Genomic DNA, 22,612 nt, shown 5'->3' on the forward strand with positions numbered 1-22,612 from the left:
CTGCCCCAAGCTCCGTTACGCAGAGAGGACAGCTTATGTTTGCGCCGTTTCAGGCCCGCTTCCAGGGTGCCTTGGATGGGGTCAGCCATTGGGCTCTGGCCCCGGAAACGCTTGCGCAGATCGTGGCCGCCCTTACGGGTTTGCTGTTGGCCCTGTTGCTGGGGCGGATCTTGCGGCCGCTGGTCTGGCGCTTTCTGCGCGCGGCGCCGACGCTTGATAAAAGTGTGCATGTTCTGAAGCCCCTGCTTTTCCCGCTGGTCTGGTTGGTGGTCACCGCCGGGGCCATTGTTATTTTCAATGGTCTCGATATCCCGGTCTATGTTCTGCGCCCTCTGGCGCGGCTGTTGCTGGCCTGGGTTCTGATCCGCGGGGCATCGCTGTTCATCCGCAACCCGGACCTTGCGCAATTGTTCGCGGTGATGGCCTGGCTGCTTGTGGCGCTCAGCACGTCGGGGTTTCTTGATCCGATCGTGGCCCTGCTGGATAGCGCGGATATCAGCGTCGGCACCACCCGTCTGTCGGCACTGATGATCATCACCGCAGTTTTGACGTTCGGCGTGGTGATCTGGATCGCACTGTTTGTCTCGCGGCTCATCGAACAAAGTCTGAGCCGCTTTCCGACTATGACCCCATCGGCGCAATTGCTTTTGGGCAAGGTCATGCGCGTGGTGCTGATCACTGTCGCCTTCCTGGTCGCCATGTCGAGCCTTGGCATCAATCTGACAGCCCTTGCCGTGCTCGGCGGCGCGGTTGGCGTCGGGCTTGGTTTTGGTTTGCAAAAAGTGGTGTCGAACCTGATCAGCGGCGTGATCCTGCTGATCGATGGCTCCATCAAGCCGGGCGACGTGATCGAGGTCGGGGAGACCTATGGTTGGATCAACAAGCTTGCGGCACGCTACACATCCGTCATCACTCGTGACGGCCGCGAGCATCTCATTCCGAACGAGGACATGATTACCCAGCCGGTGATCAACTGGACCTACTCAAGCACCAAGGTGCGCCGTCATATCCCGATTCCGGTGTCCTATGACGCTGATCTGCATCATGTGATGCGGCTGGTGCTGGAGGCGGCGTCTGAGACGCCCCGCGTGCTCGCCGACCCGGCCGTGAAATGCCTGGTGCGGGAGTTCGGCGAAAGCATGCTGATCCTTGAGCTCAGGATCTGGATTTCCGACCCCCACAACGGCGTCCGTAACGTGGCAAGCGATGTGCAGATCAAGGTCTGGGACAAATTCCACGAGGCCGGGATCGACTTCCCCAAACCCCGCCGGGATATCCACATGATCCGCCGGGACGAGACGGGGGACTGAGCGGGGCGGATAGATGGATGGCCGGGTCAAGCCCGGCCATGACATTTGAGGAAAGTCTGTCTTCGAAGGCAGCCAAATCTGCCATCGGTCTGTGACAAAACCCGTCACCCACCAGCAACAGCACCTGTCATCCCGTTGTGACAAAACCTGTCATACGCGGGCTTGACCCGCGTATCCATGTCTCCGCCTACACAAGCCCCAGTCGTTGCGGGTGCCGCAGAGAAATTTCGGCCTCACGTGCGGCAGGGTTCAAGTTTCTGATTCCTCTCCGCCCCTTCCCCAATTCCTACATTAACTCCTGACGATAACTATATACAATTCATTAGATTAAATATAATTGCATATTCCATACATTTAGTTGATTTAGATGAAAACAAATGATCTGATTGCGAGACTCGCAAATATCTGAATTCCTAATGCCGGGAGGTGGCTTTCTGACGTGGGCCGAATTCCTGAAAAAGCAACTTTGACAATATTTGAAAGACATCATGATGCAAATTAAAGATGCTGTCGGCCGGGTTGCTTTACTTTGTTCAAAGAACTATCTGCGCTACGCGCCAGGGGTTTTTGGGAAAAGATGGCTTTGGGATAATCTGTGCGGAGATTATATCAACTGGCGCGATATCAATCTGGTGGCTTCGACAAAGTCCGGATTGAAAATGAAATGTTACACGCAGGATTTCATTCAGTCGCATATCATCTATTTCGGAGAGTGGGAGCCGAACCTGACTGCCTTTCTGAAGCGCAGACTGAAGCCTGGCGACACCTTCATCGATATCGGGGCGAATATCGGCTATTTTTCCTTGCTGGCTGCGAAATTGGTTCAGGAACAGGGAAAAGTCTTGGCGATAGATGCATCTCCCTCCATTTTCGATCTGTTAGTGGGCAACCTGCAGCTCAACCGGATCGAAACTGTCCGCAGTGTGCATGCCGCTGTGACCGATTACGAAGGCACCATCACCCTCTATAAGGCAGGCAAGGAAAATATCGGAGCTTCGACCACCGTGGTCGAACGCAGCCATCAGACCAAGCGCGGATTCCATGTTGAAGCTGAGGTTCCCTGTGCGCCCCTTACCTCGATCGCGACGCCAGAAGAATTAAGCAACGCAAAACTGATCAAGATCGATGTGGAGGGCGCTGAAGCCCCGATTCTCAAGGACATTCTGAAGAATATCGACCGTTTTCACCCGGAGGTGGAGATCATTGCGGAAATCTCACAGGTCGGAAATGTGGGGCTGGATAGCGACTGGGAAAGCCTGTTTGACGATTTTGCCGCCGCAGGATTCGAAGCTTATGACCTTCTCAATGATTACAGTCTGGCGCCCTATATTGATGGCGACGCGATTTCCAGGCCAGAAAAGATAAAGCAACTGCCGACCAAACAGTTTGATGTGGTCTTTTCAAGGCGCAGTGCCGATATGCTGTGACGCCAGCCGCTAAGCGCGCGGATATCACAGCAGGTCGCACTCAGATGAACGGTCACGCAAGCCTCAGCTGTCCACCTCAGTTCAGGCGATTTCGGCTAGCGGTTTTGCCAGTTTGCCGTTGGCAACCGCATGGGTGCTTGAGGCGGTCCCTGCCACCACGATGGATGGCCGGGTCAAGCCCGGCCATGACAGTTGAGGGAAGCGTGGGGAAAACCTGAAACAAAACCTGCCATCCATCAGCAACAAAACCTGTCATACGCGGGCTTGACCCGCGTATCCATGTCTCCGCCTACACAAGCCCCAGCCGTTCCACCTCAGCCCAGGCGATTTCGGCCAGCGGTTTTGCCAGTTTGCCATTCGCGACCGCATGGGCGCTTGAGGCGGTGCCGGCGACCACCCGGCCCATGATGCCCTGCATGATTCCGGCCAGGCGGAAGATGTTGTAGATCATATAGACATCCCAGTCGGGAATGCCGTCGCGGTCGGTGCGGCGGCAATAGGCGGCCACATAGTCTTCCTCGGACGGAATTCCAAGCGCTTGCAGGTCCAGCCCGCGAATGCCGTTGAACACGTCGGGCGGCAGCCGCCACAGCATGGTGGCATAGGAAAAATCGGCCAGCGGATGACCGATGGTCGACAGCTCCCAGTCGAGAATGGCGGCAACCCGTTGTTCGGTCGGATGAAAGATTAGATTGTCGACGCGATAATCGCCATGCACCACCGAGACATCCTCGGCGGCCGGGATATGGTCCGGCAGCCAGGCCATGAGATTGTCCATGGCCGGAATTTCTTCGGTCTTGCTCGCCTGATACTGGTCGGACCAGCGCGCCACCTGACGGCGGATATAGTCCTTGGGGCGGCCATAATCGCCCAGTCCCACGGCCTGATAATCGACCCGGTGCAGCCGCGCGATGCTGTCGTTCATGGCGTCGTAAATGGCCGTGCGTTCGGCCGGGGCGAGGCCGGGCAGGGCGGCCTCCCAGTAAATCCGGCCGCCGACGAATTCCATGATGTAAAAGGCGGTGCCGATGATGCTGTCATCTTCCTCAAGCACATAGGGTCGGGCCACCGGTACTCCGGCGGGATAGAGCGCCGCCAGCAGCTTGAATTCACGGTCCACGGCATGGGCGGACTTCAGGAGCTTCCCCGGCGGCTTGCGGCGCAGCACATAGGCATGGCCGGGTGTCGTGAGCTTGTAGGTCGGGTTTGATTGCCCACCCTTGAATTGCTCGATCGTGAGCGGGCCCTGATAATCGTCGATATGGGCGCTCATATAACGGTCGAGCGCCGCGACGTCGATTTCCAGACCCGGACGCACCGCGCCCGTGCCTTCATTTTCCTGCTGCCGTGAGGTCATGAAGTCTCCTGATCAGTCGGTTTTTGTTTCTCGTTCTATTTCCCGCCAGCCGATGTCACGGCGGGAAAATCCTTCGGGCCAGTCGATAAGATCGACGGCTTGATAGGCGCGGTCCCGGGCTTCGGTCACGGTTTTGCCGACGGCGGTGACATTCAGCACCCGACCTCCGCTGGCGAGGATTTTGCCGTCCTTCGCCTGCGTCCCGGCATGGAACACCTGCACACCCTCAACCGCTCCGGCGGCGTCGAGCCCGCGAATTTCCGTGCCTTTGTCGTATGCGCCCGGATAGCCCTTGGCGGCCATGACCACGGTCAAGGCCACCTCGTCCCGCCATTGCAGCGAGACCTGATCGAGATTGCCGTCCACCACCGCAAGAAGCGCCGTGACCAGGTCGGATTTAAGCCGCGTCATCAGCACCTGACATTCAGGATCGCCGAAACGGGCGTTATATTCCACAAGCTTCGGCCCCTCGGGCGTCAGCATCAGGCCGGCATAAAGCACGCCCTTATAGGGGATCCCGAGCGCCTGCATGCCGCGCACGGTCGGCTTGATGATGCTGTCGATGGCAAGGGCGGTCAGCTCGTCAGTCATGATGCTGGCCGGGGAATAGGCCCCCATGCCGCCGGTGTTCGGCCCGGTATCGCCGTCGCCGACCCGCTTGTGATCCTGTGCCGTCGCCATCGGCAGGATATGCTCGCCGTCGGTGAGGACGAAAAAGCTTGCCTCCTCGCCGGTCATGAATTCCTCGATCACCACTTCCGCGCCAGCGGCACCGAATTCACCGCCGAACATGTCGTCGATGGCGGCGTCGGCCTCACTCAGGCTTTCGGCGATGATGACGCCCTTGCCGGCGGCGAGGCCGTCGGCCTTGATGACGATCGGCAGCGCTTGGGTTCTGAGATAAGCCTTGGCGGCATCAGCATCGCGAAGCCGGGCATAGGCTGCGGTCGGAATGCCGTTCCGGGCGCAAAGATCCTTGGTGAAGCCCTTCGACCCCTCAAGGGCTGCGGCAGCCGCCGTCGGACCGAACGCCTTGATGCCTTCGGAGGTCAGCCGATCCACAAGCCCGGCCACAAGCGGCGCTTCGGGGCCGACAACCACAAGCCCGATATTTTTATCCCGACAAAACCTCACCACTGCATCAAGATCCAGCGGATCGAGCGTCACGCAGTCGGCCGATTGCACGATTCCGCCATTGCCGGGCGCGCAATAAAGCTTGCCAACAAGCGGCGAGGCGGCCAAGGACCAGGCCAGTGCATGTTCACGTCCGCCGGAGCCGATAAGCAGGATATTGAGGGTCTGTGTCACGGGGGTTCGTCTTTCGATCTTGCTGCGATATCATTCACGTTCTTGTAGCATAGGGGTCCTATGACGCAAGCCACCCTTCACGCATAAGAGAATCCCCTTTGACCAGTTCTGATGCTGCCACACCCCCAAGTAATGTCCGTGAATACACGGTGTCCGAGCTGTCCTATGCGCTCAAACGCACGGTCGAGGAGACCTATGACTATGTGCGCGTACGTGGCGAGATCACCGGGTTCAAGCGGGCGACATCGGGGCATCTCTATCTCGCGCTCAAGGACGCCGACGCGCTGATCGACGCCGTTTGCTGGAAGGGGACGGCGCTGAAATTGCCGGTGGCGCCACAGGACGGCCTTGAGGTCATTGCCACCGGTAAGCTCACGACCTATCCCGGACGCTCGAAATATCAGCTGGTGATTCAGCATATGGAACCGGCGGGCGTCGGCGCGCTGATGGCGCTGCTGGAGGAGCGCAAGAAAAAACTCGCGGCCGAAGGGTTGTTCGATCCGGCGCGCAAGCGGCCCATCCCCTATCTGCCACGGGTGATCGGGGTGGTGACTTCGCCCACCGGGGCGGTGATTCGCGATATTCTGCATCGTCTGGCTGATCGCTTCCCGCGTGAGGTGCTGGTCTGGCCGGTGCTGGTGCAGGGGGAGGGCTCGGCCGAACAGGTGGCGCGCGCGATCCGGGGCTTCAACGCGCTTGCTCCCGGTGGCGTCATTCCGCGCCCGGATCTGCTGATCGTCGCTCGTGGTGGTGGCAGTCTTGAGGATCTTTGGGCGTTCAACGAGGAAATCGTCGTCCGCGCCGCCGCCGAAAGCCAGATTCCGCTCATCTCCGCCGTTGGCCATGAAACCGACACCACCCTCATTGATTATGCCTCCGACCTGCGCGCGCCGACCCCGACGGCGGCGGCGGAAAAGGCGGTGCCGGTCAAAGCCGATCTCGAAGCCGCGATCAGCGATCTTGGCCGCCGTTTGCAACAGGCGCGCATGCGCGGGCTTGGGGAGCGGGCGGAACGGCTGCGCGGCCTCGCGCGCGGACTGCCGCAGCCGCAATCCCTGCTGGCGCTGCCGGGGCAGCGTTTGGACGATATCGGTGACCGCCTGCCGCGCGGGCTTCTGACGCTGGTGGAACGGCGGGCGGCGCGGGTTGCGGCGCTTGGTGCGGCGCTCACGCCTCATGTGCTGGCCGAACGGCTGCGTACGGCGCTGCGTGTGGCCCGGGATCTCACCGCGCGGGGGATGCGGGCGCTCAACGCCGGGGTCGAGACGCGCGGGCTTTCCCTTCAGGGCCTCACCCGGCATTTGCGGCCCGAGATGATCTCCCGCGACTTGACACGCGGCCGCGAACGCCTCCTGACGCTTGAAGGCCGCATGGCGCGGGCCGGGGAGCTTCGCTTCCGGGCCGCCAGTCAAGATCTCCTGGCGCAGTCGCGGCTGTTGGAGACTCTTGGTTATGGCCAGGTGTTGTCGCGCGGCTTTGCCCTGGTGCGCGACGCCGCCGGTCATCCGGTGACGCGGGTGGTCGGGGTCAAGCCCGGAGCCGATCTTGAAATTGAATTCGCCGACGGACGCGTGGCGGCCCGTGCCGCCGGACTGGCGTCCGCCCCGCGTGATAAGATCAAATCGAAACCAACTGATACACAAGGAAGCTTATTATGAAAGACCTGATGATGCCGGGCGCGGACCGTCTGGCCAAAGTGCGGTATTTCACCAGCGATTACGAAATTCTGAGCCCGGGCAGCCATGTCATCTGCGCGGGCACCGGGGAGCGCATCCCGATCCGGGAGATCAAATACTGGTGCCACATTCGCCAGGAAGCCTATAAAGACAGCGCCACCGCTACCCGAGTTCACGAGGAACGGCGGGCAAAGGCGCAACGATGACCGTTTGGGCCCGCAGGCTTCCGGTTTTGCTGGCGGCTCTGCTGGCGGTTTTCGTCCTGCCCGCGTTTGCGGCCGAACCGATCGCGCTCAAAGGCCATCTGACCCAGGGCGGATTGGTGACCGGGCAGGCGGAGCCGGGCAGCCGGGTGACGCTGGACGGCCGGGATATCCGGCTAGATTCCGACGGCCGCTTTTTGTTCGGATTCGGCCGTGATGCCCCCGAAAAGGCCATGTTGCTGATCACAAGATCGTCCGGTGAAATCGAGCGTGTGGAGCTTGCCGTCCTTCCGCGCAAGTTTGATATTCAGCGGATTGATGGCTTGCCCGAAACCATGGTGACACCGGACCCTGCCGCGCTCAAACGCATTGCCCTTGAAAATGAGCAGGTCGCCGCCGCGCGTAAAATCGACAGCGACGAAGGCGGTGTCTGGGCGGCGCTGGCAAACGGGTTCATCCGTCCGGCCGAAGGCCCGATCAGCGGCGTCTACGGTAGTCAGCGTATTCTGAACGGCCAGCCGCGTCAGCCCCATTACGGGCTCGATCTGGCCGGTCCGCGCGGCAGTCCGGTCCGCGCTCCTGCCGCCGGGGTGGTGACGCTCGCCGAACACGATCTTTATTACACCGGGGCGACGGTGCTCATTGATCATGGTCATGGCCTGTCCTCGGTGCTGATGCATCTCGACAGCTTCAATGTCAGGCCGGGCGAACGGGTGGCGGCGGGACAGATCATTGGCAAGCTCGGGGCTTCGGGGCGGGTCACCGGCCCCCATCTTGATTGGCGGGTTAACTGGTTCGATATCCGGCTAGATCCGGCGTTGCTGCTTGAGGCGTTGCGCTGACAGCCCGATCATCAGAAAATGAGACCAGGACGAGGAAATATGAGATCAGAGCAGATGAAAAAACATGTGACCCGCGGCGCTTTCGCATTGGCAATGACGGTTGGCGCTGGGGGTGGGGTGGCTGACAAGGCTTTTGCCCAAACCGCGGAAGAGGGGCCCTTCTCAGTTTCGGGCCATGTGGATTTTGCCTCGGAATATATCTTTCGCGGCGTCTCCTTGAGCGATCATCAACCAGCCCTGCAAGGTGGCCTGACGCTCAGCCATGACAGTGGTTTCTATGTCGGCACCTGGGGCTCGACGGGGCGTTTCCATCCTGGGGAGGGCACCTTCGAAGTCGATTACGTCGCCGGTTATGCAAAAGAGCTGTCGGGTATCAGCTTTGATCTGTTCCTGTCCTATTACACCTATCCCGGTGACAAGTGGAAAGGCGACTATGTCGAGCTGACAGGCAAGGCGAGCTATGACTTGGGCCTGGTGGCCGTCAGCGCCGGCGCCGCCTATGTGTTTTCGGGCCAGAACGCCTATGGCAATTCGGATGCGATTTATCTGTTCTCGGACCTGCAAATCCCGCTTCCTGTCGCGCAACTGCCGCTGACCGCCGTGTTCCATATTGGCTACGAAGATTTCGGTCAAAGGACGAACAAACTCGATTGGAGCGCCGGCCTCGCCGCCCGGATTTACGGCCTCGATCTGTCGCTGGCCTATGTGGATACGGACCTTAAGGACAACAATCTCGCCGATAGCCGCGTGCTGTTCAGCATCGGTAAAAGCTTCTGATCGGATCAAGCCGCCCTTGCTGCGCGCCTATGCTCTCTCTGACGACTTTGTCATACCCGGACTTGATCCGGGTATCCATCTGTCAAACGGCACAGCGGTGGAGGCATGGATTGCCGGGTCAGGCCCGGCAATGACAGTATTTGGGGAGAGGTTAAATCAGCTTCTGGCACACCAAGCCCTCAAGCCCTTCAAGCCCTCACCCACCACTTGTCATACCCGGGCTTGACCCGGGTATCCATCTGGCAACCGGCACAGCGTCGGACCCATGGATTGCCGGGTCAAGCCCGGCAATGACAATGCTTAAACTCAGCTCCCCGCCACCATCATGCCGTCGATGCGCAGGGTAGGGGCATCGGTGCCGTAGCGGAATTGCAGGTCATTGGCGGGGATCAGCGTCTTGAACATGGTGATCAGGTTTCCGGCAATGGTCACTTCGCTGACCGGGTGGGTGATCACGCCGTTTTCGATCCAGAATCCGGCCGCGCCCCGGCTATAGTCGCCGGTGACGCCATTGACGCCCATGCCAATTAATTCAGTGATATAGAAGCCGGACTTGATATCTGACATCAGTTCGGCGGGGGTCGCCTGTCCCGCTTCCATATAGAGATTGGTGAGGCCCGGGCCGGGCGGGCCTGAGGCCCCGCGGCGGGCGTGGCCGGTGGAATGGAGGCCGAGTTGCTTGGCTGACGCCGTATCAAGTACCCAGCTTTTCAGCACGCCGTCCTCGATCAGGGCCAGCGGATTGGTGGTCAGTCCCTCGCCATCGAACGGGCGCGAGGACAAGCCGCGCTTCAGCGTCGCATTGTCGAGCACGCGGATGCCGCTTGCGAAAATGCTTTGGCCCATGCGGTCCTTCAAAAAGCTCGTGCCGCGGGCGATGGCCTGCCCGTTGACGGCTCCGGCGAGATGGCCAAGCAGCGTCCGCGACACCCGCGGATCGAACAGCAGCGGCATCTGCCCGGTCTTGATTTTACGCGGATTGAGCCGCCGCACGGTCTGTTCCCCGGCCCGGCGGCCGACGGTGTCCGGGCTTTCAAGATCGCCGAGATGGCGCGCGCTGGAGAAATCATAGTCGCGTTCCATGCCGGTGCCGTCGCCAGCCAGCACGGACACCGAAATGCTGTGCGAACTGCCCCGATAATGCCCGGCAAAGCCGTTGCTGGCCACAAGCGTCACGCTGCTTGACCCGGCGCTGGCTCCGGCACCTTCGGAATTGCTCACGCCCGGGATGGCGAGGGCTGCGGCTTCGGCGGCAAAGGCGCGGGCCTTGAGGTCCTCGGCCGAGATCGGCGTCGGGTCGTAAAGGTCGTAATCCGGAAACGGCGCCCGGGCCAGAAGCCCGGCATCGGCCAGACCGCAATAGGGATCGGCCGGAGCCACCCGGGCCATGGCCACCGCGCGTTCCACCAGCACTGACAGCGACGACCGCGTGAAATCGGTCGAGGACACAATGGCCTGCGATTGCCCGACAAAGACCCGAAGCCCGAGGTCCTGGGCTTCCGAACGTTCCACATCCTCGACCTCGCCAAGGCGCACGGAGATCTGTTGCGAGCGTCCCTCGAACAGCACGGCATCGGCGGCGTCGGCCCCTTGGGCGCGGGCCTCGTCGATCAGCGAGGCGAGGAGATCGAGCTTATCTTGTGCCATATCACTTCCAGATTTTGCGGCCGCTGCCAGGAATTCCGAGCCGCGCCCATTTTTCGTCCACGCGGTCGATGATATCGTCGCGCATATAGATTTTTTCGCCCCATTCGCGATTGGTTTCGCCCGGCCATTTGTTGGTGGCGTCAAGCCCGAGCTTGGACCCGAGCCCCGAGACCGGCGAGGCGAAATCGAGGTAATCAATTGGGGTGTTTTCAATCACTGTCATGTCGCGGGCCGGATCGACACGGGTCGAGATGGCCCACATGACCTCTTTCCAGTCGCGGGCATTGATGTCCTCGTCCACCACGATGACAAATTTGGTGTACATGAACTGCCGCAGATAGGACCAGACCCCCATCATCACCCGCTTGGCGTGACCGGGATAGGCTTTTTTCATGGTGACGACGGCAATGCGGTAGGAACAGCCCTCAGGCGGCAACCAGAAATCGAGGATTTCCGGGAATTGTTGTTGCAGGAGCGGAATGAACACCTCATTGAGCGCCTCACCCAAGATCGAAGGCTCATCCGGCGGGGCCGAGGTATAGGTCGACAGATAAATCGGATCGCGCCGCATGGTGATGGCGGTGACCGTGAACACCGGGAAGCTTTCAACCGAATTGTAATAGCCGGTATGGTCGCCGTAAGGCCCCTCGTCGCCGTAATCCTCAAGCGAGACATAGCCTTCAAGCACGATCTCGGCCTCGGCCGGGACTTTCAAGGGTACGGTCTTGCAATCCACAAGCTCGACCCGCGACCCGCGCAGCAGTCCGGCGAAGGCATATTCCGATACCGTCTCCGGCACCGGCGTTACAGCAGCCAGAATGGTGCCGGGATCGGCGCCAAGCACCACGGCGGCGGGCAGGGGCTCGCGCTTTTCGGCGGCCCAGCGCTGATGATGCTGGGCCCCGCCACGATGGCGCAACCAGCGCATGAGCGTGGTGTTCTTGCCCGTCACCTGCATGCGATAGATGCCGAGGTTGAAATCATCCTGTTTCGACGTGCTCGGACCCTTGGTGACCACAAGCGGCCAGGTGATCAAGGGCGCAGGCTCGCCGGGCCAGCAGCCCTGAATGGGCAGGCGGGCAAGATCGATATCATCGCCGGTGAGGACAATCTCCTGCACCGGGGCGCGCGACACCGTTTTGGGCTTCATGGCCATGACGGTTTTCAGAAGCGGCAGCATTTCAAGCGCTTCCCGCCAGCCGCCCGGCGGTTCAGGCTGGCGCAGGAAGGCGAGGGTCTCACCCACTTCGCGCAGTTCATGGGGTTCGCGGTTCATGCCCCAGGCCACGCGTTCGACGGTGCCGAACAGATTGACCAGCACCGGCATGTCGCTTTTGCGGCCGTCGGCCTGGATCACATGTTCGAACAGCAAGGCCGGTCCGCCTTCGGCGATGACGCGGGTCTGGATTTCGGTCAGTTCAAGATCGGCCGAAACCGGCTCGGTGACGCGCACAAGGCGGCCGGTTTTTTCAAGGCGGTCGAGAAATTCGCGCAAATTACGATAGGCCATGGTCGCCCTTGCGAAATAGCAAAACACCCGCATCGCCATGTGCAATACGGGTGTTCAGTCTTATCGGCTTTGCTCTTGAGAATCTAGCGCTTTACGCCGTGGCGTTGTGACGCTCGATCGACTCACTGATGAGACGGGCGGCTTCGTCAGCATCGCGCCAGCCTGAAATCTTGACCCATTTGCCGGGTTCGAGATCTTTGTAATGCTCGAAGAAATGGGCGATCTGATCGATGATGATCTCGGGCAGTTCCTTGTAGGATTTGACGCCCTTATAGAACGGGAACAGCTTGTCGACCGGCACGGCGAGGATTTTTTCGTCGGTGCCGCCTTCGTCTTCCATCATCAGAACCCCGATCGGACGGGCGCGCACGACCGACCCCGGGATGAACTGGCTGCGCGCCACCACCAGCACGTCGGCGGGATCGCCGTCGCCGCAAAGGGTGTGCGGGATAAAGCCATAGTTGCATGGATAGCGCATGGACGTATGCATGATGCGGTCGACAAACAGTGCGCCCGAGTCCTTGTCCATTTCATATTTCACCGGGTCGCCGCCAACCGGCACTTCGATGATGACATTGATGTCCCATGGCGCATCATTGCCGGTGGGGATCTTGGAAATATCCATAGTTCTAGCCGCTCCGCGCGAAATTATTGTGCCGTGGCGGTTGTTTGCAGGTAAGGCGACACCCAGGCCGCAATATGAGCAAGGGCGATAGCCAGAAACACCAGAGCCCCGGTCAGGTGGTTCGAGCGAAACACCTTGAGACAGATGTCGGGGTCGTCGATATCCACGCGAATGATTTGGGCATAAAGCTGCACTGCAACAAGCGCGCCCACCACATAGAACACCCAGTGAAGATTTGCAAGGTATCCGGCAAGCGCCAGGAGCGCGAGCATGCCGCTGTAAAATCCAACCAGCCAGAGCTTGGTCCGGCCGCCAAACCGACGCGCGGTCGAGCGCACGCCGATCAGCGCGTCGTCGTCCTTGTCCTGATGGGCATAGATCGTGTCATAGCCGAGCGTCCACAGGATCCCGCCCAGATAAAGCGCTACCGCCGGTGCCGAAAGCGACCCCGTCACCGCCGCCCAACCGAGAAGCGCCCCCCAGTTGAAGGCAAACCCAAGCACCAGCTGCGGCCAGTCGGTGAAGCGCTTCATGAAGGGGTAAATCGCCACGATGACCAGCGACCCGGCCCCAAGCCAGACCGAAAACGGATTGAGCATCAACAGAACCAGCAGACCGACAAACAGCAACAGCCCCATAAAGGCCAGAGCCTGCACCAGATTGACCGCCCCCGAAGCCAGCGGCCGGTTGCGCGTGCGTTCAACCCGGCGATCGAAATCACGGTCGACAATGTCATTAAAGACACATCCCGCCCCGCGCATGACAAAAGCGCCAATGAAAAACAGAATATAAAGCCCCCACTGCCGCCACTCCGGCCGCGCCAGCGTCAGCGCCCAAAAACAAGGCCACAGCAACAACCAGGCCCCAATCGGCCGATCCGCCCGCGCAAGCCGGAGATAAGGCCGCATCCAGCTGGGCGCCCCATGATCCACCCAACTGCCGGTCACAGCATCGGCAGGGCTATCTTCGCGGTCGATGGTCATAGGCGGCCTTTCTCCATGTCAGCTGTCTTTGGTATCGTATCTACTGTCATTGCCGGGCTTGACCCGGCAATCCATCTCTCCGCCATTCAACCGCTAGAGCCATGGATACGCGGGTCAAGCCCGCGTATGACAGGTTGGTGTATCCGTTTTTAACCAGGCCATATCCACGACAAACTCATAGATTAAACTTTGTCCCATCCCCATATGAGGTTAATGACTGAGGCCTGACAATCAAGGACATAGTCTTGCCATGACCGATGCTGTTTCAGTCCCTTATGTGACCCCGATCCGCCTGTTTGTCACGGCGGATTTGCGGGCCGATGCTGTGTTGGCGCTGACCCCGGATCAGGGGCATTATCTGGAACATGTGATCCGCCGCAAAGCCGGTGATCTCGTGCGTGTGTTCAACGGCCGGGACGGCGAGTGGGTGGCGGCGATCAATGACTTGCGGAAAGGGCGCGGTGGCCTTCGGGTGCTGTCGCAAAGCCGGCCGCAGGGTGTGAGCCCCGATATCTGGCTGCTGTTTGCGCCGATTAAACGGGCGCGGCTTGATTTCATTGTGCAAAAGGCGGTGGAGCTTGGCGTGTCGGGCATCCGCCCGGTGTTCACGCGCTTCACCAATGTGGAGCGGGTCAAGGAAAACCGCCTCGAATCGAACGCGATCGAGGCGGCGGAACAATGCGATCGGCTCGAAGTGCCGGAAATTTATGACCCCCAGGACCTCGACCGCGTTCTTGACGGTTGGGATCCGGCCCGGCGGCTGATATTTTGTGATGAGGGCGGCGACGCGCGGCCCATGCTGACCGCCCTGCAGGCGGCCGAGCCCGGGCCTTATGCCGTGTTGATCGGCCCGGAAGGCGGGTTTCATGCCGATGAACGGGCGCGGCTTCGGGCCTTGCCCTATGTGCTGCCGGTGTCGCTCGGTCCGCGGATTCTCAGGGCCGATACGGCGGCGATCGTGGCCTTGACGTTGTGGCAATCGGTGCTGGGAGACTGGCGCGGCTAAATTTTCTCGTTCTGCCCGCTTGCAATGTCACGAGCAGGCTTTACATATGTTCGACAATTTTAGAACAATAGGATCGTCATATGGGGACCGAAGGGCAGATGGGAATCCACGAAACTTTGGCTGCTACCATTGAAAGCAAAAGCGAGCTTGTGGCCTATCTCGCCTCCGGGTCGAAGCCTGAGGCCGACTGGCGCATCGGGACCGAGCATGAAAAGTTCGGCTTCACCACCGCCGACCTCAACCCCATCCCCTATGCGGGCCCGTCCGGCGTTCGCGCCATGTTTGACGGTCTGGCCGGTTTGGGCTGGAAGCCGATCTTCGAAGGCGACCATCCCATTGCCATGGAACGCGATGGCGCCTCGATCAGCCTCGAACCCGGCGGGCAGTTTGAATTGTCGGGCGGGCCGCTGGTGACGCTCCATGACAATTCGGCCGAGATTGACACACATATCCGCGAAATCCATCAGGTCGGTGATCCGCTCGGCATCCGCTTCATGGGCATCGGGTTCCATCCGACCAAGCGGCGGGACGAGATCCCGGTTATGCCCAAGGGTCGTTATGACATCATGCGCCGCTATATGCCGACTCGGGGTAATCTCGGCCTTGATATGATGCTGCGCACCTCGACGGTGCAGGTGAATCTCGATTTTTCCTCCGAAGCCGACATGGTCGAAAAATTCCGCGTCTCGCTGGCCCTGCAGCCGGTGGCCACGGCGCTGTTTGCCAATTCGCCCTTTACCGAAGGCAAGCCCAACGGGTTCCAAACCTACCGTTCGCATATCTGGACCGATACCGATCCGGACCGCTGCGGCATTCTGCCCTTTGTCTTCGAGCCGGGCATGAGTTTCGAACGGTACGTGGACTATGTCCTTGATGTGCCGATGTATTTTGTTTATCGCAACGGCCAGTACATTGATGCCTCGGGCCAGTCTTTCCGCGATTTCATGGTCGGCAAGCTGCCTGCGTTGCCGGGGGAACTGCCCACCATCAAGGATTGGCAGGACCATCTGACGACCCTGTTCCCGGAAGTGCGGCTAAAGAAATTCCTTGAAATGCGTGGGGCCGACGTAGGCCCGGTCGATTACCTGAAAGCATTGCCTGCCTTTTGGGTCGGTCTTCTTTATGACGATGCGGCGCTCGATGCGGCGTCGCAACTGGTCAAGGACTGGACGGTAGCCGAACATCAGGCGCTCCGTGACGATGTTCCACGCCTCGCGCTCCAGACCCCGTTCCGCAGCGGCACCATGCAGGATCTCGCCAAGGAAGTCCTCGCCATCGCCGACGGCGGCCTGCGTCGCCGGGGCCTTCTCGATGTCGAAGGCGAAGACGAAAGCATCTACCTGGCTCCCCTGTGGGACGACGCCATAACCGGCGAAACCCCAGCCGACCGCCTGCTCGCAGGCTACAGCGGCCCTTGGGGCGGCAGCGTCGACCCAGTGTTCGAAGAACTGGCTTATTGAGATAAGCGATGGATTACCGGGTCAAGCCCGGTAATGACAAGTCAGAATAAAGCCCGTCATTGCGAGGCGAAGCCGAAGCAATCCAGAGTACCGCCGAAAGAACTGGATTGCTTCGGCTACGCCTCGCAATGACATAATCTGTCATTACCGGGCTTGACCCGGTAATCCACCCTTCCGCTGTCAACTCGGCCGCGTCTCGACCTCAAGCCAGCTCAACCACTGCAACGCATGGTCCCGGCTACTGCCGCACATCTGTTCATTTGCTTGAAACGAGGCACAGACTGCCGGCCGCTCGGGCAACCCGAAAATCCGGCATCGTTCCTGATCGTCAAGCTGCACGCAGCGGACCCCAGCGGGCTTTCCGTCAGGCATGCCGGGGATTGGGCTTGAAATGGAGGGGGCCGTACAACAGGCTCCACAATATTCGCGGCAGTTCATAAGGCCACCCTCCGGGTGCATGGGTTAAGCTGCCGTGCCGCCGACCGTCAAGCCATTGATGCGCAGGGTGGGTTGGCCGACTCCTACGGGCACGGACTGGCCGCCCTTGCCGCAGACGCCGACGCCGTCATCGAGTTTCATGTCATTGCCGATCATGCTGACCCGGGTCAGCACGTCGGGGCCGTTGCCGATCAGGGTCGCGCCCTTGACCGGCGCGCCGATTTTGCCATTTTCGATCATATAGGCCTCGGTGCAGGAAAAGACGAATTTGCCCGAGGTGATATCGACCTGACCGCCGCCGAAATTAACGGCATAGAGCCCGCGTTTCACCGAAGACAGGATTTCGGCCGGATCGTGATGACCGTTCAGCATATAAGTGTTGGTCATGCGCGGCATGGGCGAATGGGCATGGCTCTGCCGCCGTCCGTTGCCGGTAGGGGCGACGCCCATCAGCCGGGCGTTCATGCGGTCCTGGATATAGCCCTTCAGAATGCCGTCCTCGATCAGCACAGTGGATGACGTGGGGGTGCCTTCGTCATCGACGGTCAAAGACCCGCGCCGCCCGTCGAGCGTGCCGTCATCGACCACGGTCACCCCCGGAGCCGCCACGCGCTGCCCAAGCAATCCGGCGAAGGCCGAGGTTTTCTTGCGGTTGAAATCGCCCTCAAGCCCATGGCCGATGGCTTCATGCAACAGAACGCCGGGCCAGCCTGGGCCAAGCACCACATCCATTTCCCCGGCCGGAGCGGGGACGCTGTCAAGATTGACGAGCGCCTGACGCAGCGCCTCCTGAACCTGACCCTGCCAGTTCGCGGGATCGAAAAAGGCCACATAGTCACGGCGTCCGCCAGCACCCTGATAGCCCGCCTCCATACGGTCGCCGTCGGCCACCACCACGCTCACGTTCAGCCGCACAAGCGGCCGGATATCACGCACCCGGATGCCGCTTGCACGAATAATCTCAACCGCCTGCCATTCCCCGGACAGGGAGGCAGACACCTGTTTCACGCGCGGGTCAAGGCCGCGGGCGAAGGCGTCGATGTCCTGCAACAACTTCACCTTGGTGCCGAATTCCGCGCCGAGGAGGGGGTTCGCGTCGCGGTAAAGATGACGGTTGGTGGACTCCGGCGACAGGCTCATGGTCCCGCCGCTGCCGGTTTTGACCGCGCGCACGGTTTCGGCCGCCCGTTTCAAAGCGCCTTCGGAGATTTCCGAGGCATGGGCAAAGCCTGTGGCCTCGCCCGAGACCGCGCGCATGCCGAATCCCTGGGACACGTCGAAATTGGCGCTTTTCAGGCGGCCGTCGTCAAAAGTCAGACTTTCTGATTGCACATATTCGAGAAACAGCTCGCCATCGTCCATGCCGCTGAGCGCATCATCAAGGATCGCCTCTGCCCGCTTGGGCTCAAGGCCGGTGCGGGTATAAAACAATGTTTCAGGGCTTTCTGAGCTCGACATGATGGGGGATGACCTTGTGATTAAAAGTGAAACCGCAGCCCGCGCCGGGGCCGTGGGCAGGTATGTAGTATCAATGTGGGGTGAGGGCGGTCGCCGATCAAGGAAAAACACCGGGCAAAAAGGCGGAAAACGGCGCAAAGCCATGTGGCTGCTGGAGGGGCAGCCCGGAGCTCAATGAGCTTGTAGCGGCGTTTTTTTCTGGTATAACATGCCCGCATTAGGCAGGAAGCGTCCCAGGGGGGAATTCTTGTGTACCGTCATTGGTGTCACGGAAGCCCCGGCCGTCAAGTCCGACGGGCGTTTCAAATGCCGCGAGAAATGTGAATCTTGCGGCATGCCAGTGTTTCAGGCTTTACGGCGTGATCGGACTCACGAACAGGAAGAGGTAGTCGTGACCAGGGTTTTCAAAAAAATGGCGGCGATCGCGGGTCTTTCCGCCGCGACGCTGATGGGGAGCCTCAGCGGGGCTGTGGCGGACGAAGCCACCAGAACATTGCCGCATAATTGGCAGATGTACTATCAGCCCGCCGTGACCGAAGTGATGCGCGATGTCGAAAAGTTCCATACCGAGCTTTTGGTCATCATCGCCGCGATTACGCTGTTGGTGTCGGCCCTCATCATTTATGTGGCCGTGCGGTTCAACCGCAAAGCCAATCCGGTGCCGTCAAAAACCACCCATAACACCACGATCGAAGTGATCTGGACGCTGATCCCGGTCCTGATCCTGGTGTTTATCGCTATTCCGTCCTTCAAGCTGCTGTATCTGCAGGATCGTATCCCGACCGCCGATGTGACCGTCAAGGCCATCGGCAATCAGTGGTACTGGTCCTATGAATATCCAGACCATGAAGGCCTTGGCTTTGACGCCAACATGCTGTCCAAGGCGGAAGCCATGGCACAGAACAAGCCGTATCTGTTCGCTGCGGACGCCCATGTGGTGGTGCCGGTGAACAAGATCGTGCGTGTGCTGGTGACCGCTTCCGACGTGGTTCATGCCTGGGCCGTTCCGGCTTTCGGCGTGAAGATCGATGCTGTGCCGGGTCGTCTGAACGAAACCTGGTTCCGGGCCGAGAAGGAAGGCATCTATTATGGTCAGTGTTCGGAACTTTGCGGCAATAATCATGCGTTCATGCCCATCGTGGTCGAAGTCGTGAGTGAAGCCAAATACGCAGCCTGGCTTGAACATGCCAAGGGTGGAGTTGCATCGAACCAGACAGCTGCGGGCGACGAAGTCGCTGCTCTGGCTGTCCGGTAATCGGTTTAAGGGAGATTTCAGTAATGGCAGGCACGGCTGAAGCGCACGGCGCTCACCACGACCATCCGACCGGATGGCGGCGCTATCTTTTGTCAACCAATCACAAAGACATCGGGACCATGTACCTGATCTTTGCGATTATCGCCGGGATTATCGGCGGATCATTCTCGGTCCTGATGCGGATCGAGCTTATGCATCCGGGCGTCACCTTCCTCACCCACTTCACCGGTGGGAACATGGATGCGGCGGCTCATCTGTTCAACACGCTGGTGACGGCGCATGCGCTGCTTATGATCTTCTTCATGGTCATGCCGGCGTTGATTGGGGGCTTTGGCAACTGGTTCGTGCCGATCATGATCGGTGCGCCGGACATGGCCTTCCCGCGTATGAACAACATCAGCTTCTGGCTTCTGCCGGCGTCGCTGATCTTGCTTCTCACGTCTTTGTTCGTTGAAGGCGCTCCGAACGTGAACGGCTCGGGCGGCGGTTGGACCATGTATCCGCCGTTGTCGACCAGCGGTTCGCCAGGGCCTGCCATGGACTTCGTGATTCTGTCCATGCATTTGGCCGGTGCCTCGTCGATCCTTGGCGCCATCAACTTCATCACCACCATTTTCAACATGCGCGCTCCGGGCATGACGCTGCACAAGATGCCGCTCTTTGCCTGGTCGGTTCTGGTGACCGCGTTCCTGCTGCTGTTGTCGCTTCCGGTTCTGGCCGGTGGCATCACCATGCTGCTGACGGACCGCAACTTCGGCACCACCTTCTTTAATCCGGAAGGCGGCGGGGATCCGATCCTGTTCCAGCATCTGTTCTGGTTCTTCGGTCATCCTGAAGTGTATATTCTGATCCTGCCGGGCTTCGGCATTGTCAGCCACATCATCTCGACCTTCTCGCGCAAGCCTATCTTCGGTTATCTCGGCATGGCTTATGCCATGGTGGCCATTGGCGCTGTCGGCTTCATCGTGTGGGCTCACCACATGTATACGGTCGGCCTCAATGTGGACACCAAGGCTTACTTCCTGGCGGCGACCATGGTGATTGCGGTGCCCACGGGCATCAAGATCTTCTCCTGGATTGCCACCATGTGGGGCGGCTCCATCGAGTTCCGCACACCGATGCTGTTCGCTGTCGGTATGATCTTCCTCTTCACCATCGGCGGCGTGACCGGCGTGGTGCTGTCGAACGCGGGCATCGATACCACGGTCCATGACACCTATTACGTCGTGGCGCATTTCCACTACACCATGTCCATGGGTGCTCTGTTCTCGATCTTTGCCGGGTTCTATTACTGGATTGGCAAAATGTCGGGTCATCAGTATCCCGAAGGCCTGGGCAAGCTGCATTTCTGGATGACCTTCATCGGCGTCAACCTGATTTTCTTCCCGCAGCATTTCCTTGGTCTTGCTGGCATGCCGCGCCGTTACGTCGATTATCCGGATGTATTTGCCGGTTGGAACTTCGTGTCCTCGGTCGGGTCCTATATCTCGGGCGCTGGCGTGTTGGTGTTCCTGCTGGTGTGCTGGCGGACCCTGCGGTCCAAAGTGCCGTGCCCGGACAATCCGTGGGGCGAAGGTGCAACCACGCTTGAGTGGACACTGAGCTCCCCGCCGCCCTTCCATCAGTTCGAGAAGCTGCCGCGGATCAAGTAAATCAATCTCTTAATGGTTTGGCCGCGATAAGCGGCCAAACCGCCGTTTACGACCTAGCAACGGAATCGATATGACTACCAAAATGGACAATGCAACTTTGGTGAGTGGACGGGACCATTTTCCGACCGCCAGCGATTATTGGTCATTGTTGAAGCCACGGGTCATGTCACTCGTTGTCTTTACCGGCGCTGTGGGACTTTATCTCGCGCCGGGCACGATCCATCCGATCCTCGCGTTCACGGCTATTCTTTGTATTGCCGTGGGCGCCGGGGCATCGGGCTGCCTGAATATGTGGTATGACGCCGACATTGATGCGCGCATGAAGCGCACCATTAACCGTGCGGTGCCAAGCGGCCGCGTTACGCCCGGCGAGGCCCTCGGCTTCGGGATTACGTTGTCGGTGGCCTCCGTGGTGCTGATGTGGCTTGCGATCAATTGGGTCGCCGCGGCGTTGCTCGCGCTCACCATCTGTTTTTATGTTTTCGTCTACACCATGTGGCTCAAGCGGCGCACGCCGCAGAACATCGTCATTGGCGGTGCGGCCGGGGCGTTCCCTCCCATGATCGGCTGGGCGGCCGTGACGGGGACTGTCAGCCTCGAGTCGGTGTTGCTGTTCGCCATCATCTTCTTCTGGACGCCGCCGCATTTCTGGGCGCTGTCGCTCTTTACCTCCGAAGATTACAAGGCCGTGGGCGTGCCCATGCTGCCGGTGGTGTCGGGGGAGCGTGAAACCCGCAAGCAGATCCTGATTTATAGCCTGTTGCTCGCACCCCTTGGTGTCGTGCCCTGGATGATCGGCATGACCGGTGCGATCTATGGCATTTCGGCCAGCCTCCTCGGCCTCGCCTTCGTGGTGCAGGCCTGGCGCGTCTGGCGCGAGCGTGTCGAGGTGCAGGCCGCGCGCGGGTTGTTCAAGCTGTCGCTTTTGTATCTCTTCATGATTTTCATCATGCTGCTGGTTGATCATGTTGTCGGAGGTTTCTTCTGATGCCCCTCAGTGAAGAACATAAAAAGCGGCGTGGCCGCAATTACGCCCTCGCGGGTGTCCTGCTTGGACTCGTGGTGCTGTTTTTCTTCATCACCATGGCCAAGATGGGTGGCAACTGATGACGCAGGCTGTTGACAAAGTTGATGGCCCCGGCGGCAACAAGAATACCCGACTGGCTATTATTCTGCTGTCGATAGTGATCGGCATGGTCGGGCTCGCGTTTGCGTCTGTGCCGCTCTATCGCATCTTCTGCCAGGTGACGGGCTTCGCCGGAACGCCGAAGGTTGCAAGCAACTCCTATGACGTGCCGATCCTTGATCGGGAGGTCACGATCGATTTCAACGCCGATGTGGCTCCGGGCGTGCCCTGGCGGTTCGAGCCGGTGCAGCGCCGGGTGAAAATCCGTATCGGTGAGGAGGCGCTGATCTATTATCGCGCCGTCAACGACAGCGATAAACCAGTGACCGGCACCGCTATTTTCAACGTGACGCCAGAAAAGGCGGCACCTTACTTTAACAAGATTGCCTGTTTCTGTTTCACCAAACAGACCTTGCAACCGCATGAGTCCGTGGAGATGCCGGTGACGTTTTTCATCGATCCGGCCATCGCCGACGATCTAAACGTGAAAGAGGTTGAGGAAATCACGTTGTCCTATACCTTTTTCAAGGCTAAAGAATAGGGAATTTCCTC

At 59.8% G+C, this 22,612-nt stretch carries 20 protein-coding genes; 12 read left to right on the forward strand and 8 right to left on the reverse strand.

All coding sequences use genetic code 11. The features are described 5' to 3' along the window. Window positions 1-35: 35 nt before the first annotated feature. Together NYP16_RS05075 and NYP16_RS05080 are read left to right on the forward strand one after the other, a co-directional pair. The gene (locus NYP16_RS05075) at window positions 36-1,310 is read left to right on the forward strand and encodes a mechanosensitive ion channel family protein (RefSeq protein ID WP_274943035.1); all 1,275 of its coding nucleotides are present in this window, start codon (window positions 36-38) and stop codon (window positions 1,308-1,310) included. Between the two features lie 659 nt (window positions 1,311-1,969). Further along, window positions 1,970-2,737, forward strand: coding sequence for an FkbM family methyltransferase (locus NYP16_RS05080; RefSeq protein WP_274943036.1), 768 nt, complete (start codon window positions 1,970-1,972; stop codon window positions 2,735-2,737). Between the two features lie 289 nt (window positions 2,738-3,026). Here the strand turns inward: NYP16_RS05080 and NYP16_RS05085 are convergent, their stop codons facing one another. Further along, window positions 3,027-4,094, reverse strand: coding sequence for a phosphotransferase family protein (locus tag NYP16_RS05085; RefSeq protein ID WP_274943037.1), 1,068 nt, complete (start codon window positions 4,092-4,094; stop codon window positions 3,027-3,029). Window positions 4,095-4,106: 12 nt separating this feature from the next. Further along, entirely contained in the window at window positions 4,107-5,402 is a 1,296-nt protein-coding gene (gene purD / locus NYP16_RS05090) for a phosphoribosylamine--glycine ligase (protein ID WP_274943038.1), read from the reverse strand. Window positions 5,403-5,500: 98 nt separating this feature from the next. Here purD and xseA point away from each other — a divergent pair, with 98 nt between their 5' ends. The 4 genes from xseA to NYP16_RS05110 are packed head-to-tail and all read left to right on the forward strand — an operon-like array spanning window position 5,501 to window position 8,900. Then, on the forward strand, window positions 5,501-7,060 hold the full coding sequence (gene xseA / locus NYP16_RS05095; protein WP_274943039.1) for an exodeoxyribonuclease VII large subunit: 1,560 nt from the start codon (window positions 5,501-5,503) through the stop codon (window positions 7,058-7,060). Beyond that, complete coding sequence (locus tag NYP16_RS05100) at window positions 7,057-7,284, forward strand: DUF2093 domain-containing protein (protein ID WP_274943040.1); 228 nt, start codon at window positions 7,057-7,059, stop codon at window positions 7,282-7,284. Before xseA ends, NYP16_RS05100 begins: the two co-directional genes overlap by 4 nt. Next, complete coding sequence (locus NYP16_RS05105; RefSeq protein ID WP_274943041.1) at window positions 7,281-8,123, forward strand: M23 family metallopeptidase; 843 nt, start codon at window positions 7,281-7,283, stop codon at window positions 8,121-8,123. The genes NYP16_RS05100 and NYP16_RS05105 overlap by 4 nt, the downstream gene beginning before the upstream one ends. Window positions 8,124-8,162: 39 nt before the next feature. After that, window positions 8,163-8,900 carry a TorF family putative porin gene (locus NYP16_RS05110; protein ID WP_274943042.1) on the forward strand — a complete coding sequence of 246 codons (738 nt, stop codon included), beginning with the start codon at window positions 8,163-8,165 and terminating at the stop codon, window positions 8,898-8,900. Between the two features lie 306 nt (window positions 8,901-9,206). Here the strand turns inward: NYP16_RS05110 and NYP16_RS05115 are convergent, their stop codons facing one another. The 4 genes from NYP16_RS05115 to ubiA form a co-directional block, all read right to left on the reverse strand. Continuing rightward, a complete protein-coding gene (locus tag NYP16_RS05115) occupies window positions 9,207-10,547 on the reverse strand; it encodes a TldD/PmbA family protein (protein WP_274943043.1) in 1,341 nt (446 codons plus the stop codon). Window position 10,548: 1 nt separating this feature from the next. After that, on the reverse strand, window positions 10,549-12,057 hold the full coding sequence (locus NYP16_RS05120) for a UbiD family decarboxylase (protein WP_274943044.1): 1,509 nt from the start codon (window positions 12,055-12,057) through the stop codon (window positions 10,549-10,551). A 91-nt stretch (window positions 12,058-12,148) separates the two neighbouring features. Beyond that, window positions 12,149-12,682, reverse strand: coding sequence for an inorganic diphosphatase (gene ppa / locus NYP16_RS05125; protein WP_274943045.1), 534 nt, complete (start codon window positions 12,680-12,682; stop codon window positions 12,149-12,151). Window positions 12,683-12,705: 23 nt separating this feature from the next. Then, window positions 12,706-13,665: a 4-hydroxybenzoate octaprenyltransferase gene (ubiA, locus tag NYP16_RS05130; protein WP_274943046.1), complete on the reverse strand. Its 960-nt coding sequence runs from the start codon at window positions 13,663-13,665 to the stop codon at window positions 12,706-12,708. Between the two features lie 250 nt (window positions 13,666-13,915). On the opposite strand from ubiA, the gene NYP16_RS05135 reads away from it, so the two are divergent. Together NYP16_RS05135 and NYP16_RS05140 are read left to right on the forward strand one after the other, a co-directional pair. Then, window positions 13,916-14,671, forward strand: coding sequence for a 16S rRNA (uracil(1498)-N(3))-methyltransferase (locus NYP16_RS05135; RefSeq protein ID WP_274943047.1), 756 nt, complete (start codon window positions 13,916-13,918; stop codon window positions 14,669-14,671). Between the two features lie 98 nt (window positions 14,672-14,769). After that, a complete protein-coding gene (locus NYP16_RS05140; RefSeq protein ID WP_274943048.1) occupies window positions 14,770-16,131 on the forward strand; it encodes a glutamate--cysteine ligase in 1,362 nt (453 codons plus the stop codon). Between the two features lie 180 nt (window positions 16,132-16,311). On the opposite strand, the gene NYP16_RS14500 is transcribed toward NYP16_RS05140, so the two are convergent. Both NYP16_RS14500 and tldD read right to left on the reverse strand, forming a co-directional pair. Then, window positions 16,312-16,590, reverse strand: coding sequence for a YkgJ family cysteine cluster protein (locus NYP16_RS14500; RefSeq protein ID WP_346742473.1), 279 nt, complete (start codon window positions 16,588-16,590; stop codon window positions 16,312-16,314). A 3-nt stretch (window positions 16,591-16,593) separates the two neighbouring features. Continuing rightward, window positions 16,594-18,027: a metalloprotease TldD gene (tldD, locus tag NYP16_RS05145; RefSeq protein WP_274943049.1), complete on the reverse strand. Its 1,434-nt coding sequence runs from the start codon at window positions 18,025-18,027 to the stop codon at window positions 16,594-16,596. A 448-nt stretch (window positions 18,028-18,475) separates the two neighbouring features. On the opposite strand from tldD, the gene coxB reads away from it, so the two are divergent. The 4 genes from coxB (at window position 18,476) to NYP16_RS05165 (ending at window position 22,601) form a co-directional block, all read left to right on the forward strand. Beyond that, window positions 18,476-19,282 carry a cytochrome c oxidase subunit II gene (gene coxB, locus NYP16_RS05150; RefSeq protein WP_279347174.1) on the forward strand — a complete coding sequence of 269 codons (807 nt, stop codon included), beginning with the start codon at window positions 18,476-18,478 and terminating at the stop codon, window positions 19,280-19,282. Between the two features lie 23 nt (window positions 19,283-19,305). After that, window positions 19,306-20,934: a cytochrome c oxidase subunit I gene (gene ctaD / locus NYP16_RS05155; protein WP_274943051.1), complete on the forward strand. Its 1,629-nt coding sequence runs from the start codon at window positions 19,306-19,308 to the stop codon at window positions 20,932-20,934. Window positions 20,935-21,004: 70 nt separating this feature from the next. Further along, on the forward strand, window positions 21,005-21,922 hold the full coding sequence (locus NYP16_RS05160) for a heme o synthase (RefSeq protein ID WP_274943052.1): 918 nt from the start codon (window positions 21,005-21,007) through the stop codon (window positions 21,920-21,922). 118 nt (window positions 21,923-22,040) lie between these two features. After that, entirely contained in the window at window positions 22,041-22,601 is a 561-nt protein-coding gene (locus NYP16_RS05165) for a cytochrome c oxidase assembly protein (protein WP_274943053.1), read from the forward strand. The last annotated feature ends 11 nt before the right edge of the window (window positions 22,602-22,612 follow it).

Source organism: Govania unica, from assembly GCF_027920805.1.
Classification (GTDB): Bacteria; Pseudomonadota; Alphaproteobacteria; order Sphingomonadales; family Govanellaceae; genus Govanella; species Govanella unica.

Coding starts and splice junctions, on each gene's coding strand:
- NYP16_RS05160 (WP_274943052.1), top strand. CDS start 21,005: ATGACTACCAAAATGGACAATGCAACTTTGGTGAGTGGACGGGACCAT.
- NYP16_RS05115 (WP_274943043.1), bottom strand. CDS start 10,547: ATGGCACAAGATAAGCTCGATCTCCTCGCCTCGCTGATCGACGAGGCC.
- NYP16_RS05100 (WP_274943040.1), top strand. CDS start 7,057: ATGAAAGACCTGATGATGCCGGGCGCGGACCGTCTGGCCAAAGTGCGG.
- NYP16_RS05105 (WP_274943041.1), top strand. CDS start 7,281: ATGACCGTTTGGGCCCGCAGGCTTCCGGTTTTGCTGGCGGCTCTGCTG.
- NYP16_RS05080 (WP_274943036.1), top strand. CDS start 1,970: ATGAAATGTTACACGCAGGATTTCATTCAGTCGCATATCATCTATTTC.
- NYP16_RS05085 (WP_274943037.1), bottom strand. CDS start 4,094: ATGACCTCACGGCAGCAGGAAAATGAAGGCACGGGCGCGGTGCGTCCG.
- tldD (WP_274943049.1), bottom strand. CDS start 18,027: ATGTCGAGCTCAGAAAGCCCTGAAACATTGTTTTATACCCGCACCGGC.
- NYP16_RS05110 (WP_274943042.1), top strand. CDS start 8,163: ATGAGATCAGAGCAGATGAAAAAACATGTGACCCGCGGCGCTTTCGCA.
- NYP16_RS05165 (WP_274943053.1), top strand. CDS start 22,041: ATGACGCAGGCTGTTGACAAAGTTGATGGCCCCGGCGGCAACAAGAAT.
- NYP16_RS05075 (WP_274943035.1), top strand. CDS start 36: ATGTTTGCGCCGTTTCAGGCCCGCTTCCAGGGTGCCTTGGATGGGGTC.
- NYP16_RS05120 (WP_274943044.1), bottom strand. CDS start 12,057: ATGGCCTATCGTAATTTGCGCGAATTTCTCGACCGCCTTGAAAAAACC.
- coxB (WP_279347174.1), top strand. CDS start 18,476: ATGGGGAGCCTCAGCGGGGCTGTGGCGGACGAAGCCACCAGAACATTG.
- NYP16_RS05135 (WP_274943047.1), top strand. CDS start 13,916: ATGACCGATGCTGTTTCAGTCCCTTATGTGACCCCGATCCGCCTGTTT.
- NYP16_RS14500 (WP_346742473.1), bottom strand. CDS start 16,590: ATGCACCCGGAGGGTGGCCTTATGAACTGCCGCGAATATTGTGGAGCC.
- ctaD (WP_274943051.1), top strand. CDS start 19,306: ATGGCAGGCACGGCTGAAGCGCACGGCGCTCACCACGACCATCCGACC.
- ppa (WP_274943045.1), bottom strand. CDS start 12,682: ATGGATATTTCCAAGATCCCCACCGGCAATGATGCGCCATGGGACATC.
- ubiA (WP_274943046.1), bottom strand. CDS start 13,665: ATGACCATCGACCGCGAAGATAGCCCTGCCGATGCTGTGACCGGCAGT.
- NYP16_RS05140 (WP_274943048.1), top strand. CDS start 14,770: ATGGGAATCCACGAAACTTTGGCTGCTACCATTGAAAGCAAAAGCGAG.